Below are 14,411 nucleotides of genomic sequence, written 5' to 3' on the forward strand. Positions count from 1 at the left end.
TGCCCTCGATCCCCAAGCCGTCGATCGACCTGCCCGACCTTCCGCTCCCCGACATCGACATCGACCTCCCCCTTCCCGACGTCACCCTGCCGTGGTGGGTGAAGGCGATCCTGGCCAGTGCGAAGTTCTGGGTGCCGATCCTCGTCGCGATCGGAGTGGCGGCCGGCGAGGTCCGCAAGCGCAAGAAGAAGGCCGAGGCCGGCGCGGGCGCCGCCTCCGGGACGTCAGCCGCTGAGCAGCGCGAAGAGACCGAAGCAGGTGAGGGCGACCATGACGACCGCGATGGGGAGCTGCCCGGCGACGGTACGGCCCGGCGGCTGGGTGCGCAGGGCGAGGTCGTGCGCGGCGATGGTGGCCGCGATGTGGCCGAGGACGATGGCGTTGACCTGCACCTGGGCGGTGAGCGTGGGCCCGGCCAGCCCGTAGTCGACCCGGTTGCCGGTCGAGCCGAGCAGGTTCAGGCCGGTGCCGAAGGGGTCGCTGGCCAGGATGACGGTCATCTGCCCTTCCAGCAGGAAGAACGAGAAGTAGTGCGCCAGGGTGTAGCCGAGCGCGATGGGCAGCAGCGTGGCGGCGAACCGCCCCGGTAGCTCCGCCGCGTCCTCCCCGGTGAGCAACCCGGTCACCCGCAGCGCGCCCACGTACAGCACGGTGACCACGCCGACGCAGCCCGCCAGGCCGAGCGTGCCCGCGACCAGGCTGCCGGGGTCGACGTTGTCGCGCCAGTACGTCGTGCGGGTGATGCCGTCGAAGCCGGTGGAGCCGATCAGCACGCAGGCCGCGGCGACCAGGCCGGGTTCGGCGGTGACGCGCATCAGCCCGGTCAGCGGGGTGCGCAGCACCAGCCTGCCGTCGCCGCGCCGCCCGACCGGGCACAGGCGCGCCAGCAGGCTGGAGTAGGCCTCGAACCCGTCGCCGCGGGTGAACCACTCCCGCCCGTACACCCGGGCCAGCACCAGGTTGACCGCCGCGTACCCCAGGATCAGGCCGCCCACCAGGCGCGGGTCGGACCGGTGCGGCGCGACCAGCTCCAGCCACACGAACCCGGTCAGCCACGCCGCGGCGGGCCAGTAGCCCAGCCGTACGGGCAGCGGCCGCCGCCCGGCGGGGTCGGCCCGGGTGATCGCGCAGAGCGCGGCGTGCAGCGTGCGCAGCGGGTTCACGCGCCGCCACACCGGTCCCAGCAGCACGCTGGCCGGGACCAGGCCGACCCAGAACGTCACGTACAGCGCCCACGGAGCCAGGTTGGCGGTGTCACCGCCGGGCCCCGCGAACGCGACGACCACCACGAACGCGGCCGCCGCCAGCGCCAGCGCCCGCCCGGCCAGGGTGAGCGCCGGGGCGTCCAGGAACCGCGCCGCCCCCGGCGGCAGCGGGCGCCCGCCGTCGGGCCGCAGCCGGGGCCGCCGCCACGCCACGGTCAGCACCAGGAACGAGGCGGCCACCGCGGCTCCCCCGCCGACGATGGCGGCGACGGCGTCCAGCGGCAGGTCGGTGCGCCCTCCCAGGCCGTGTGCGAGGACCTCCACCGCTCAGCTCACCTGGAGTTCGAAGACGCGGGCGCCGGAGTGGTGCAGTTCGGCCTCGAAGACCCCCGGAGTGTCGGCGACGAGCTCCAGGGTGGCCGCCCGCCCCGGCGTGATCTTGAGGGTGCGGTCGTAGCCGTGCAGGTGGAACTCGTCGGCGGCGTCGCCGGTGATGGTGATCCGGACGGTGGTGCCGCGGCGCACCTTCACCCGCCCCTGGGCCGTGCTGACCTTCCCCCTGGTGACGGTGGCGGTGACTGTGGTGACATCGCTCCTACCCGAGGGTGAGGCCGAGCTGGCGGGTGCGCTAGACGCCGCGCCCGGCCCGGCCGTACCGCCGGACGAGGGCGCGGGCTCCCCGCAGCCCCCCGCAGTCACGAGCGTTCCAGCAGCTACGGCCGCCGCCAGCGTCCTCAACACCGCGACCTTCATGCGTCTCCTTCCCTGCGGGTGCTTCACACCACAGACCGTGACACTAGACAATGACACATAGCGAGATGACATACTCCGGCCGGGGTGAGTTTGTACCCCGTTATGTCGGCTATGGGAGCACCCGTGTGGGATCGAGTGAGTGAACCAGGACTGTCCGTCGCGCTGCGTCTGGCCGCGCCCGCGGAGAAGCCCGCGGGCGGCGCCGCCCTCGACCAGATCGTCATCGCCACCGGCGGAGCCGCGCTCCTGACCGCGCTCCTGCTGGTCTTCGGCTGGGGCCACCGCACCGGAAAGATCACAGTGCTGACGCGGCTGGCCGCCCTGGCCCAGCGCGGACCCGGCCGCGGCCTGCCCGGCTGGGCGGCGCTGCCCAGCATCGTGGCGATGTTGTCGCTGATCACCGCGCTGCTCGGCATGTACTGGGACATCTCCCTGCACATCTCGCACGGCCGCGACGAGGGCCCGCTGGCCAACATCGCGCACTACCCGATCCTCATCGGGCTCTTCGGCATCTTCACCGCCGGCGTCCTGGCGGTCACCCTGCCCAAGGGCGAACGCCCCGGCGGCGCGGCCGTGCGCATCACGCGCCACTGGTACGCGCCGGCCGGCGGCGTCCTGCTGGCGGGCGCCGGGTTCTACGCGCTGCTGGGCTTCCCCCTCGACGACGTCTGGCACCGCATCTTCGGCCAGGACGTCACGCTGTGGGGGCCGACCCACCTCATGCTCATCGGCGGCGCCGGCCTGTCGCTGGTCGCCATGATGATCCTCGAACGTGAGGGGCGCCGCGCCCGGCAGGACGTGCCCGGCTCCCAGCCCGCCGCCTGGCAGCGCTGGGTCCGCCGCGGCATGATGTCGGGCGGCCTGCTGATCGGGCTGTCGGTGTTCCAGGCCGAGTACGACTTCGGCGTCCCCCAGTTCCGCCTGGTCCACCAGCCGTTCCTCATCGCGCTGGCCGCCGGCTGCGCCCTGGTCGCCGCCCGCCTGTGGGTCGGCCGCGGCGGCGCGCTGTTCGCCGTGCTGTTCTACATGCTGATCCGCGGCGGCGTCGCGGTCGTCGTCGGCCCGGTCATCGGCGAGCTGTGGGCCTCGGTGCCGCTCTACTTCGCCGAGGCGCTGTGCGTGGAACTGGCCGCGCTGCTGCTCGTCCGCCGCCCGATAGCCCTCGGCGCGGTCAGCGGCGTGCTCATCGGCACGGCCGGGTTCGGCGCCGAGTTCGGCTGGAGCCGGTTCGCCATGAAGCTGCCCTGGACCGGCGACATCCTCGTCGAAGGCATGATCATGGCGATCGTCGGCGGCGTGGCCGGCGGCCTGTGCGGCGCCCTGCTCGCCGAAGGACTCGAAGGACGGCTGCCCAGACCCGCGGTCTCCCGCACGTTGTTCGCCGCCGCCCTCGTCGGCGCCGCGGCGGCCGTCGCCAACGGCCTGGTGATCAACGTCCCCACCGGCGAGAAGGCCACCGTCACCCTCACCGACGTGCGCGGCGGCGCCGCCGACCGCACCGCGCACGCCCGCATCGAGCTGTCCCCGCGCGACGCCGTCGACGACCCCGCCTGGGTCGCCATCACCGGCTGGCAGGGCCAGGGCCTGCACGTCGAGCCGCTCATCCGCGAGAGCCAGGGCGTCTACCGCACCAGCGCCCCCATGCCGCTGCACGGCGACTGGAAGACCCTCATCCGCATCCACGACGGCCGCACGCTGGCGGGCGTGCCCATCTACATGCCCGCCGACCCCGCCATCGGCGCCAAGGAACTGCCCGCGCCGCAGAGCTTCACCCGCGACGTCCAGAGCGAGAAGAAGATCCTCCAGCGCGAGCTGAAGTCCGACGTCCCCGGCTGGTTGTGGCTGGCGTCCTCCTCGGTGGTGCTCTTCTGCACCCTCGTCCTGGTCATCGCGCTCGGCTGGGGCGTCGCGCGCATCGCCCGCACGCTCCCCGAACCGGCCGAGACCCCCGCCGACGCCGCACCGCCGAAGGTCACCGCATGACGGCCGGCACGGTCGACGGGGTCCTGGCCACCCACCCGATCATCAGCGCCGTGCCGTTCTTCGTGCCCACCTTCATCGTGGTCGCGGTGATCGCGGTGGTGATCTGGCGGGACCGCCGGCAGGGGGACGAGGAGGAGCCCGGCGACACCCTCTAGGGTGCGGGACATGACCTCACCGCAGTCGGCGTACCTGTCCTCGCTGTTCTCCCTCGACGGGAAGGTCGCGCTGGTCACCGGGGGCAGCTCGGGGATCGGCCGCGCGATCGCCACCGCGCTGGCGCGGGCGGGCGCGAGCGTCGTGGTGATCGCTCGCCGCGAGAGCGAACTGGACGACACCGTCGCCGAACTGGAGTCGCACGGCTGCCGCGCCGCCCGGGTCAGCGCCGACCTGGGCGACGCCGACGCGGTGCGCGCCGCCGCCGAGGACGCGGTCAAGCCGTTCGGCGAGCCCGACATCCTGGTCAACTCCGCAGGGGTCAACCTGCGGCCCCCGATGGGCGAGATCGGCGACGACGTCTGGGACGTCACCATGGCGGTCAACCTGCGCGCCCCGTTCCTGCTGGGCGAACGGTTCGGGCCGGGCATGGCCGGGCGCGGGTACGGCCGCATCATCCACGTCTCGTCGCAGCAGGCCCACCGCGCCTTCGTGCAGAGCGGCGTCTACGGCGTCTCCAAGGGAGGCCTGGAGTCGCTGGCGCGCTCGCAGGCCGAGGCGTGGTCGGTCCGCGGCGTCACCAGCAACACCCTGGTGCCCGGGTTCGTCCTGACACCGCTGAACGCCCGGCTGGCCTCCGACACCGAGAAGGTCGCGGCGCTGGCCGCCCGCACCATGGCCGGCCGCAACGGGCTGGCCGACGACTTCGCCTCCGCCGCGGTGTTCCTGGCCGGGCCCGGCTCGGCGTACGTCACCGGCCAGGCCCTCTTCGTCGACGGCGGCCTCTCCGCCCACTGACGCCGCCGGCGGCATGACTCACCGGCGCCGCCGGCCGCATGGCTCACCGGCGCCGCCGGCCGCGCCGCCCGCTACTGGGCCGCGTGGTCGGCGGCGATCTGGTCGATCCGCCGGGCCAGGTCGAAGTCCTTGCCGGTCAGCCCGCCCGCGCTGTGGGTGGTCAGCGCGAACGTCACGGTCCGCCAGCGGACGTCGATGTCGGGATGGTGGTCGGCCTTCTCGGCCGCCCGGGCGACCTCGACCACCAGGTCGATGCCCGCCAGGAACGACGGAGCCTTCAGCTCCCGGCGGATCTCGTCGCCCTCCCGCGCCCAGTCGGGCAGGTCCTTGAGGTGGGTGGTGATGGCGGCGTCGTCGAGGGTCTCGGCCATCGGCTCGCTCCTTTCGCTCGGCCCCGTGGTCCCCCGAGTACACCACTCCAAGGTCACCGCGTCAGGTCGTACACGCTCACCCCGCCGACCGTCGTCGCCGTGTAGGTCGCCGCGACCCATTCGCTGATCTGCTCAGCGGCGTCGCTGCCACCGGACGAACCGCCCATGCCGCCGCCGGGACCGCCGCCCATCCCGCCACCGCCCCCGATGAAGTAGTGGATCTTCCCCTCGCGGACGTACTGCTGGAACCGGGCCAGCGTGGGCGCCGGGTCGGTGCCGTTGAACCCGCCGACCGCCATCACCGGCTCGCCGGTCGCCAGCTGGTAGCCGGCCGCGCTGTTGGACCGCACCGCCGCCGCGACCCACCGGTAGGACGACGCGTCCTTCTTCAGCAGCGCGGTCAGCTCGCCGCTCGGCGTCGCGGCGTTCAGCAGCCCGCCGCCCCCGCGCGGGCCGCCACCGCCGCCGCCCGGCATCTGCCCGGGACCACCGCGGCCGGAACCGGACCCGCCACCCGGCCAGCCCTGCTGATTCTGCTGGTTCTGCCCGGTGCCGAAGCGCGCCTGCGCGCCCGGCGGACGGCCGTCGCCGCCGGGTCCGCGGAACCCGCCGCGACCGCCGGGACCACCGCCCGGCCCACCGCCGGTGGACGGCCCGGCCGTCACGATCGCGCCGGTGTGCGGCGTGGTCACCGTGTCGGCGGCGTACGCGGCCGGACCGGCCAGCGCCATCACCGTCGCCAGCCCCGCCGCCGCGACCGCCGCCGCGCGCGGCAGCCACTCCACCGCCAGCAGCAGCCCCGCCGCGACCAGGCCGCCGAGCAGGACCGCGGGCCCCAGCCACGGCTGCCAGTCCTGCGTGCGGGCCAGCAGCGCGTACGACCACACCGCCGTCACCGCGACCACCGCCGCCAGGACCACCGTCGCGGCCCGCTGCTCCCGCCGCCGCCACAACATCGCCGCGCCCATGCCGACCAGCGCGGCCACGGCCGGGGCCAGGGCGACGGTGTAGTACTCGTGGAAGATCCCCTGCATGAAGCTGAAGATCAGCGCGGTGAGCAGCAGCCACCCGCCCCACACCGCGAACGCGGCGCGCTCGGGGTCGGTGCGCGGCGCCCGCCGGGTGATCCACGACCCGGCCGCCAGGAGGATCAGCGCCGCCGGCAGCAGCCAGGAGATCTGGCCGCCGATCGAGTCGCCGAACATCCGCAGCCAGCCCGAGTCCTGGTTGAGGTTCCCCAGCCCGCCGACCTCGTCGCCGTTCAACCGGCCCAGGCCGTTGTAGCCCAGCGCCAGCTCCAGCACGCTGTTGTTCTGCGAGCCGCCGATGTACGGGCGGGAGCCGGCGGGCACCAGCGCGACCGCCAGCACCCACCAGCCCGCCGACACCAGCATCGCCAGCCCGGCCAGCAGCAGCTGCCAGATCCTGCGCCGCACCGGCGTCGGTGCCGCCACCAGGTAGACCAGCGCGAACACCGGCACCACCAGGAACGCCTGCAACATCTTGGCCAGGAACGCGAACCCCACGCACGACCCCGCCAGCAGCAGCCAGCCCGTGCGCGCGTTCTCCTGCGCCCGCAGCAGCGCGTACGCCGCCACCGTGAGCAGCAGGACCAGCATCGCGTCGGGATTGTTGAAGCGGAACATCAGCGCCGCCACCGGCGTCAGCGCCAGGGCGGCGCCGGCCAGCAGCCCCGCCCCGGCGCCGAACGCGCGGCGCACCGTCGCGTACAGCGTGCCGACCGTGGCCACGCCCATCAGCGCCTGCGGCACCAGGATGCTCCAGGAGTTCACCCCGAAGACGCGCGCCGCCAGCGCCATCGGCCACAACGCGGCCGGTGTCTTGTCGACCGTGATGGCGTTGGCCGCGTCCGACGACCCGAAGAAGAACGCCGTCCAGTCCGACGCGCCCGCCTGGACCGCCGCCGAGTAGAACGCGTTCGCCCACCCCGAGGACCCCAGGTCCCACAGGTACAGGACGGCCGTCAGCACCAGCAGCGCGGCGAGCGCCATCCGGTTCCAGCGCGTGGAGGTCACCCGATCACCCCAGGTAGTAGAGCTGTGCACCGCTGCCCGAGGACGACGATGACGAGCTTCCGTAGTCGGACGCGTCGACGAGCTTCCCGTTCTTCTGCACCCACGCGGTGACCTCGGAGTCGCCGCCCCCGGGGCCGCCGCCTCCGCCGAGCAGGACGTAGTGGAGCTTGCCCTCCTTGACGTACTGCTGGAGCTTGTCCACCGTCATCGCCGGGTCGCTGCCGGTGAAGCCGCCCATCGCGATCACCGGCTTGCCGGTCCGCAGGATCAGCGACGACGCCTGCTGCGCGCTGGAGACCGCGACGAGCCACTCGGCGGCGCCCTGGTGCTTCTCCAGGTAGTCGGTCATCTGCGTGTCGACCTGCCCGCCGGGTCCGCCGCCGCGCATGCCGCCGCCGAATCCACCCGACGGGGGACCCGGACGTTGCTGCCCGCTGGACGACCGGCCGTCACCCTGCTGCCCGTCGCCGGCCCCGCCGTTGTTCGGCCGGCCGTTGCCCTGCTGGCCCTGGCCCATGCCGGGAGGTGTTCCCTGCGGCATGCCGCCGCCCATGCCGGGCGGCCTCCCGCCGCGCGTTCCGCCGCCGCCCGGACGGCCGCCGGGGCCGCCGAAGCCCATCCCCGAGGACGGCCCGGCCAGCGGGTTGGTGCCGTTGACCGGCGAGGACGCCGCCGACACCGCGTACGCGCCGGGACCGGCCAGGCCCGCGACGAGCGCCAGCGCCAGACCGGCCACCGCGACCGGGCGCCGCGCGCGTCCGGCCAGCAGCGCGACCACGGCCAGCACGGTCACCGCCGCGACCAGCCAGCGCAGCCACGGGTTCCAGTCGGGAGTACGGCCGAGCAGGACGAACGACCAGGCACCGGTGGCGGCGACCGCCGCCGGCAGCACCCAGGCCCACGACCACGAACGCCGGTACGCCTCGTACATCAGGACCGCGCCCGCACCCGTCAGCGCCGCGATCGCCGGCGCCATCGCCGTGGCGTAGTAGGGGTGGAAGGTGCCCTCGGCCAGGCTGAACACCAGGAAGTGCACCAGCAGCCAGCCGCCCCAGATCAGCAGGGCCGCACGCGCCAGGTCGGTGCGCGGCCGCTTCCAGACCAGGACCAGGCCCGCGACCAGCGCGATCGCGGCGAAGATCAGGAGCCAGGAGATCTGGCCGCCCATGATGTCGTTGAACAGCCGGCCGATGCCGGACTCGCCGCCGAAGCTCGCACCGCCGCCGCGGCCGCCGCCCGGACCGCCACCGGGGCCGCCGCCCTCGCCGAAGATCCGGCCCAGGCCGTTGTAGCCGATGACCAGATCCCACACGGTGCCGTCGGTGCTGCCGCCGATGAACGGGCGCTTGTCGGCGGGCAGCAGGTCGACGACCAGCATCCACCAGAAGCTGGACGCCGCGAGCACCACGCCCGCGCCCAGCAGGTGCACGATCCGCCGGACCACGCCGGTCCGGGCGGCGACGAGGTAGGCCAGCGCGAGCGCCGGCACCACCAGGTAGGCCTGCATCATCTTGGTGTTGAAGCCGCAGCCGACGAAGAACGCCGCCGCCGCCAGCCACCGCCAGCGGCCGGTCTCGATCGACCGCTGAGCCGCCCAGGCCGCCAGCACCATGAGCAGCACCAGCAGCGTGTCGGGGTTGTTGTCGCGGTCGATCGCGACCGTGATCGGCGTCAGCGCCAGCACCGCCGCCGCGACGAGCGCGGCCTTGTACCCGAACGCTCGCCGCACCGTGGCGTAGAGGACCGCGACCGCCGCGATCCCCATCAGCACCTGCGGCAGCAGCAGGCTGAACGTGGAGAACCCGAGGATCCGCGCCGACACCACCTGGGCCCACAACGCCATCGGCGGCTTGTCGACGGTGATGAAGTTCCCCGCGTCCAGCGAGCCGAAGAAGAACGCGCTCCAGCTCTGGGTGCCGCTCTTGACCGCGGCCGAGTAGTAGGAGTTGGCGTATCCGCTCGCCGACATCCCCCACGCGTACAGGGCGCCCGCCATGAGCAGGATGCCCCACAACAGCGGGCGTACCCAGGCCGGGTCCTCGGGAGGTCCCAGGAACAGCCGCGCGAACCGTCCCCGGCTCGGCCGCCGTTCGGGCGGTGACTCCGCCTGAGGTGGCGAGATCGGCTGGAAGGTCGTCATCGGTCGTCTCCCCCGGAGATCGTCGGCTGGGTCTGGAGGCGGCGCGGGTGGAACACCCACGCGCGCATGAGCAGGAACCGCACCAGCGTCGCCACGCCGTTCGCGCAGATCAGCGCGGCGAGCTCGACGGTGCGGGAGGCGTCCGGCGCGGCCGCGTGCAGGATCGCCAGGCCGCCGGTGCTGAGGGTCAGCCCGAGCAGGAACGCCACGCCGCCCTCGATCTGCTGCCGGAACGCGCCCTGGGCGCCGGTCACGCCGAAGGTGAAGCGGCGGTTGGCGGCGGTGTTGCCGATCGCCGTGATCACCAGCGACAGCGCGTTCGCCGCGAACGGCCCGGTCACGGTGCGCAGCAGCACGTACAGCAGCAGCTGCGCCAGCGTGCTGATGATCCCGATGATGGCGAAGCTGGGCAGCTGCCGCGCCATCCCCGTGGGCAGCGCGGGCCCGTCCTGCGAGGCCGGACGCGGCCGGCCGCCCACCGGTGCACGGAACGCGCCGGTCAGCATCCGACGTCCCACCCGCGCCATCCCCTTCAGGTCGTCCATCGCGGTCCGCAGCACGTCCACACGGCTGTCGGGATCGTCCACCCAGTCGACGGGCACCTCATGGATCCGCAGGCCGTTGCGCTCGGCGAGCAGCAGGAGCTCGGTGTCGAAGAACCACTCCTCGTCCTCCACCGACGGCAGCAGCGCCTGGACGATCTCGGTGCGGGCGGCCTTGAAGCCGCACTGCGCGTCGGAGAAGCGCGCCGCCAGCGCGGTGCGCAGCAGCAGGTTGTAGCAACGCGAGATGATCTCACGCTTGGGGCCGCGCACCACGGCCGAGCCGCGCGAGAGCCGGCTGCCGATCGCCAGGTCGCTGTGCCCGGAGATGAGCGGCGCGACCAGCGGCAGGAAGGCGTCCAGGTCGGTGGACAGGTCCACGTCCATGTAGGCGACCACGTCGGCCTCGCTGCCGCTCCACACGTGCCGCAGCGCCCTGCCCCGCCCCTTGCGCTCCAGCCGCACCGCGCGCACGTCCGGCAGCTCGGCGCTCAGCGCCTCGGCGACGTGCCAGGTCCGGTCGGTGCTGGCGTTGTCGGCGACGGTGACGCGAAAGGGATAGGGGAACGTCTCGCTCAGGTAGGAGTGCAACCGCCGGACGCTGGCGTCCAGGACGTGTTCCTCGTTGTATACGGGCACGACCACTTCGACCAGGCGCCGTCTCGGCTGTGTCCTGGCAGGAGAGGCCGTCTCGGTGACCAGTTGGCTCATGAGACCACCGTCGTCAGCCGGTGTGGGAGTGGCCTGAGCCGATCATTAACCGCGGATGAGAAAGCGGCGGTGCCCCTGTCAGGAGGCACAGAGGAGGCACAGAGGAGGCGGGGAAACGGCTCAGTCGCGTGCCGAGATCGTGCCGGGAAGCCGGAGGCGGGCCAGCGTCCCGCCGCCGTCGGCGGGTTCCAGCGCCACCTCGCCGCCGCTCTCGTGCACGACGCGGGCGACGATCGACAGGCCCAGCCCCGAGCCGGGCAGGCTGCGCGCCGACGTGGACCGGTAGAACCGGTCGAACACGTGCGGCAGGTCGTCGGGGTCGATGCCCGGGCCGTGGTCGCGGACGGTCAGCTCACCGCCGGCCAGCCGCACGTCCACCGTCTCGTCGGGCGGGCTGAACTTCACCGCGTTGTCCAGCAGGTTGACCACGGCCCGCTCCAGCGACGACGGGTCGCCGTGCACGTACCAGGGCTTGGTCTCGGCGGTGATGCGCAGGCCGGGGCCGCGCAGCCGGGCACGGTCGACGGCGCGCGCGACCACCTCGTGCAGCGCGACCTCCTCCTGCACGGGCTCGTCCTGGTCGGGGCGGGCAAGCTCGAGCAGGTCGCCGACCAGGCTCGACAGCTCCTGCATCTGCGCCTTGACGCTCACCAGCATCCGGTGCCGGGTCTCGGGCGGCAGCTCGCGGCCGGTCTCCTGGGACCGCAGCAGCAGATCGATGTTGGTGCGCAGGCTGGTCAGCGGCGTGCGCAGCTCATGTCCCGCGTCGGCGATCAGCTGCTGCTGGCGGTCGCGGGACGCGGCGAGCGCGGCGGTCATCGTGTTGAACGAGCGGCTCAGCCGCGCGATCTCGTCGGCGCCCTCGGCCGGGATGCTGGTGTCGAGGTCCTCGGTGCGGGCGATGTGCTCGACGACGCCGGTCAGCTCGTCCACCGGCCGCAGCGACGCCCGCGCGACGACCAGGCCCGCCCCCGCCGACACCAGGACGCCCAGCGCGGACACCGCGATGAGCAGCCACGCCAGCGTGCTCAGCGGCCCCTCGACCTCCTCGAGCGACAACGCGTAGGACACCGCGGCCTGCGTGCCGTCCTCGGCGGTGAACGGCACCGTGTAGACGCGGACGCCGATCTGCTCGCCGTACCGGTCGACGCCCGTGCCGTCGCGCAGCACGCTCTCGCGCTCGCGCTTGGCCACCTGGACGTCGGCGTCGGTGATCGTGAGCGATCCCGCGTAGGGCACCGTGCAGGCCCTGCCGTCCGCGGTCACCAGCTGCAGGATCGCGTACGGTCCCGGCGGCGGCTGGTTGACGCCCTCGTTGCTCGCCGTCGAGCTGCAGGTGCTCAGGTCGTAGCCGAGCTGGCGGCCGAACCGCCAGAACCGCCGCCCCGGCTCGTCCTTGCCGCCGGGCGGGCCCGCCGCGCTCCGCAGCCGCCGGTCCAGCTCGTTGTAGAGCTCGCCGCGCACCAGGAACCAGCTGGTGGTGGCGCACGCCGCGACCGCCAGCGCCACGGCCGTGGCCACCAGCAGGGCCAGGCGGGCGCGCAGCGTGAGACGTTTCATCACGCCGCCGAGCGGAGCACGTAGCCGACGCCGCGCACGGTGTGCACGAGCCGCGGCATCCCGTCGATCTCGGTCTTGCGGCGCAGGTACATCACGTACACGTCGAGGGAGTTGGAGGCGGGCTCGAAGTCGAAGCCCCAGACCGTCTCCAGGATCTGCTCGCGGGTGAGGACCTGGCGCGGGTGCAGCAGGAACATCTCCAGCAGCATGTACTCGGTGCGGGTCAGCTCCAGCGGCTTGCCGGCCCGGGTCACCTCGCGGGTCAGGGTGTTCATCCGCAGGTCGTCGAAGGTGAGGATCTCCTGGTCGGGCTTGTCGCCGGAGGTGGCGGCCATCGAGCTGCGGCGCAGCAGCGCGCGGATGCGCGCCAGCAGTTCGTCCAGCTCGAACGGCTTGACCAGGTAGTCGTCGGCGCCGGCGTCCAGGCCGGTGACCCGGTCGCCGACCATGTCGCGGGCGGTCAGCATCAGCACCGGCATGCCGGCGCCCACGGCGCGCATGCGGCGGCAGGCGGTGAGCCCGTCCATCCGGGGCATCAGCACGTCCAGCACGACCAGGTCGGGCTTGTCGCGCTCGACCCGCTCCAGCGCCGTCATGCCGTCGGCGGCCTCGGTCACCCCGTAGCCCTCGAACTCCAGGCTCCTGACCAGCGACTCCCGGACGGCGGGTTCGTCGTCCACGACCAGAATGCGGGCAGGCGGCTCCATGCACCCACCGTAACCAGCCGCCGACCGCCCACCGCGCACCGCGGGGCGTTTCTCATCGTTCTCTCACCAAGTTCTGAGCGGTCCCTTAACGGGCGGCCGGGACCGGGCAGCGGCTAGGAGGCCTGGTCACGGTCGGGGCCGCCGCGCTGGGCCCCATCCTCGCCGGGCGTGCGGGGAGCCCCGGACGACGGCGGCGGCTGGGTCGCGGTCAGCCAGGTCGTCTTCATGACGTCCACGACCACGTCCTTGGCGACGTCGCGCATCAGGTCGCGCAGCGCGTCCTTCAGGGCGATCTTGAGCGCCTCGCGCATGAGCTCGGCCATCACGGTCTCGATCGCGAAGGCGGTGGCCCGGGTGGCCGCCTGCCCCGCCAGGCCGCGCGCCGTGCGGCCGAGCGGGCTGCCGGCGGCCGCGGACAGCAGGCCGGACGCCGATCGTGCCGGGTCGTCGCCCACCAGGTCGCGGGCGACGTCGCCGACGAGGGCCGCGGCCAGCGAGGTGACCGGGTTGAGCTCGGCGAGCGCGACGGCGCTCTCGGCGCGGCCGCGCACCCCCCGGACCAGCTCGCGGGCGGCCTCGCGGGCGGTGCGCCGGACGACGTCGACGATGATGTCGCGGCCCGCGACGAGGGCGACCTCGACGGCCACGTCGGCGACCGCGTCCAGCGCGGTGTCGGCCACCGCCTTGGTGGCGGCCTGCACGACCGGGTCGGCGGCGGCGCGGCCCGCCATGTCCAGCGCGGTCGCGGTGGCGGCGCGCGCGAACGGGTTGCGGGCCGCCAGGCGGGCGGCGGCGACGGCCATCGGGTGCTGTGCGGCCTGCCCGGCCAGGGTGAGGGCGGTGGTGGTCATCGCGTACGCGGTGCCGGTGACCGGGTGGGACTCGGCGGCGGTACGGGCCTCGATCACCGCGCGTTCGGCCGCCGACGTCGCGATCTTGACGGCGGCGTCGCGGGCCGCCTGCTCGATGAGGCCCATCGCCGGGGTGCGCGACACCTGCTCGACGATCTGTACGGCCGCCCGGCCCGCCGCGTCCCGCGCCGCCTGCCGTACCGGCTCGGTCACCGTGCCGGCGGCGCGCACGGCCTGGTCGGCCCGGACCACCAGCTCGCGGCGGCCGGACCCGGCCGCCTGAACGGGCCGGTCCGTGGACCGTTCCTGCGGAGGACCGCCGCCCTCTTCGACCTGTTCGTCCACCACCATCGCCCCTGTCCCGGTGAGGTTCCCGCCACTTTCACCATAACCGCCACTGGTGAATGTAACGAGATATGTCGCGGCAAGGTGCCCGGAGCGGCCGTGTATTCTGGGACGCGGACTCTGAGAGGGAGGTGAGGTGCATGGCCGTCGCGGTGATGGCTGCTGCCCGCAGCAGCATTCCGGCCCACCTCATGTCCCGGGCTCTCGGCTGAATCGACCCGTCCGACCTTCGTTCGGCGCGCCGGAGCCCCTTCAC

Annotated in this window: 12 protein-coding genes; 3 read left to right on the forward strand and 9 right to left on the reverse strand. The window is 73.6% G+C overall.

Annotation, left to right across the window (positions count from 1 at the left end; genetic code table 11):
• Positions 1–224: 224 nt before the first annotated feature.
• Together ABZ810_RS36235 and ABZ810_RS36240 are read right to left on the reverse strand one after the other, a co-directional pair.
• Positions 225–1,529, reverse strand: a complete 1,305-nt coding sequence (locus ABZ810_RS36235) for a hypothetical protein (protein ID WP_358411005.1) — start codon at positions 1,527–1,529, stop codon at positions 225–227.
• Between the two features lie 3 nt (positions 1,530–1,532).
• Entirely contained in the window at positions 1,533–1,736 is a 204-nt protein-coding gene (locus ABZ810_RS36240) for a hypothetical protein (RefSeq protein ID WP_358411006.1), read from the reverse strand.
• Positions 1,737–2,093: 357 nt separating this feature from the next.
• Between ABZ810_RS36240 and ABZ810_RS36245 the strand changes: the two genes are divergently transcribed.
• From ABZ810_RS36245 to ABZ810_RS36255, 3 genes are read left to right on the forward strand one after another with little or no spacing between them, the layout of a single operon-like run.
• Positions 2,094–3,941 (forward strand): hypothetical protein, encoded by a 1,848-nt coding sequence (locus ABZ810_RS36245; RefSeq protein ID WP_358411008.1) that lies wholly within the window; start codon positions 2,094–2,096, stop codon positions 3,939–3,941.
• A complete protein-coding gene (locus tag ABZ810_RS36250) occupies positions 3,938–4,096 on the forward strand; it encodes a hypothetical protein (RefSeq protein ID WP_358411009.1) in 159 nt (52 codons plus the stop codon). The genes ABZ810_RS36245 and ABZ810_RS36250 overlap by 4 nt, the downstream gene beginning before the upstream one ends.
• A 10-nt stretch (positions 4,097–4,106) precedes the next feature.
• Positions 4,107–4,892, forward strand: coding sequence for an SDR family oxidoreductase (locus tag ABZ810_RS36255; RefSeq protein WP_358411011.1), 786 nt, complete (start codon positions 4,107–4,109; stop codon positions 4,890–4,892).
• A 71-nt stretch (positions 4,893–4,963) separates the two neighbouring features.
• Here the strand turns inward: ABZ810_RS36255 and ABZ810_RS36260 are convergent, their stop codons facing one another.
• The 7 genes from ABZ810_RS36260 to ABZ810_RS36290 form a co-directional block, all read right to left on the reverse strand.
• Positions 4,964–5,263 (reverse strand): 4a-hydroxytetrahydrobiopterin dehydratase, encoded by a 300-nt coding sequence (locus ABZ810_RS36260; RefSeq protein WP_358411012.1) that lies wholly within the window; start codon positions 5,261–5,263, stop codon positions 4,964–4,966.
• 53 nt (positions 5,264–5,316) lie between these two features.
• Positions 5,317–7,299 carry a glycosyltransferase family 39 protein gene (locus tag ABZ810_RS36265; RefSeq protein WP_358411014.1) on the reverse strand — a complete coding sequence of 661 codons (1,983 nt, stop codon included), beginning with the start codon at positions 7,297–7,299 and terminating at the stop codon, positions 5,317–5,319.
• A gap of 4 nt (positions 7,300–7,303) precedes the next feature.
• Positions 7,304–9,439, reverse strand: a complete 2,136-nt coding sequence (locus ABZ810_RS36270) for a glycosyltransferase family 39 protein (protein WP_358411015.1) — start codon at positions 9,437–9,439, stop codon at positions 7,304–7,306.
• Positions 9,436–10,692 carry a bifunctional glycosyltransferase family 2/GtrA family protein gene (locus ABZ810_RS36275; protein WP_358411017.1) on the reverse strand — a complete coding sequence of 419 codons (1,257 nt, stop codon included), beginning with the start codon at positions 10,690–10,692 and terminating at the stop codon, positions 9,436–9,438. Before ABZ810_RS36275 ends, ABZ810_RS36270 begins: the two co-directional genes overlap by 4 nt.
• A gap of 120 nt (positions 10,693–10,812) precedes the next feature.
• The gene (locus ABZ810_RS36280; RefSeq protein WP_358411189.1) at positions 10,813–12,252 is read right to left on the reverse strand and encodes a HAMP domain-containing sensor histidine kinase; all 1,440 of its coding nucleotides are present in this window, start codon (positions 12,250–12,252) and stop codon (positions 10,813–10,815) included.
• Positions 12,252–12,959, reverse strand: coding sequence for a response regulator transcription factor (locus ABZ810_RS36285; protein ID WP_358411019.1), 708 nt, complete (start codon positions 12,957–12,959; stop codon positions 12,252–12,254). The genes ABZ810_RS36280 and ABZ810_RS36285 overlap by 1 nt, the downstream gene beginning before the upstream one ends.
• 113 nt (positions 12,960–13,072) lie before the next feature.
• Positions 13,073–14,161, reverse strand: a complete 1,089-nt coding sequence (locus ABZ810_RS36290; RefSeq protein ID WP_358411020.1) for a hypothetical protein — start codon at positions 14,159–14,161, stop codon at positions 13,073–13,075.
• Between the last annotated feature and the right edge of the window lie 250 nt (positions 14,162–14,411).

Source organism: Spirillospora sp. NPDC047279 (assembly GCF_040643285.1).
In the GTDB taxonomy this organism is placed as follows: Bacteria; Actinomycetota; Actinomycetes; order Streptosporangiales; family Streptosporangiaceae; genus Spirillospora.

Bases quoted from the DNA above. Each gene is read 5' to 3' on its own strand.
- ABZ810_RS36285 (WP_358411019.1), bottom strand. From the start codon at position 12,959: ATGGAGCCGCCTGCCCGCATTCTGGTCGTGGACGACGAACCCGCCGTC.
- ABZ810_RS36280 (WP_358411189.1), bottom strand. From the start codon at position 12,252: ATGAAACGTCTCACGCTGCGCGCCCGCCTGGCCCTGCTGGTGGCCACG.
- ABZ810_RS36270 (WP_358411015.1), bottom strand. From the start codon at position 9,439: ATGACGACCTTCCAGCCGATCTCGCCACCTCAGGCGGAGTCACCGCCC.
- ABZ810_RS36275 (WP_358411017.1), bottom strand. From the start codon at position 10,692: ATGAGCCAACTGGTCACCGAGACGGCCTCTCCTGCCAGGACACAGCCG.
- ABZ810_RS36260 (WP_358411012.1), bottom strand. From the start codon at position 5,263: ATGGCCGAGACCCTCGACGACGCCGCCATCACCACCCACCTCAAGGAC.
- ABZ810_RS36290 (WP_358411020.1), bottom strand. From the start codon at position 14,161: ATGGTGGTGGACGAACAGGTCGAAGAGGGCGGCGGTCCTCCGCAGGAA.
- ABZ810_RS36250 (WP_358411009.1), top strand. From the start codon at position 3,938: ATGACGGCCGGCACGGTCGACGGGGTCCTGGCCACCCACCCGATCATC.
- ABZ810_RS36255 (WP_358411011.1), top strand. From the start codon at position 4,107: ATGACCTCACCGCAGTCGGCGTACCTGTCCTCGCTGTTCTCCCTCGAC.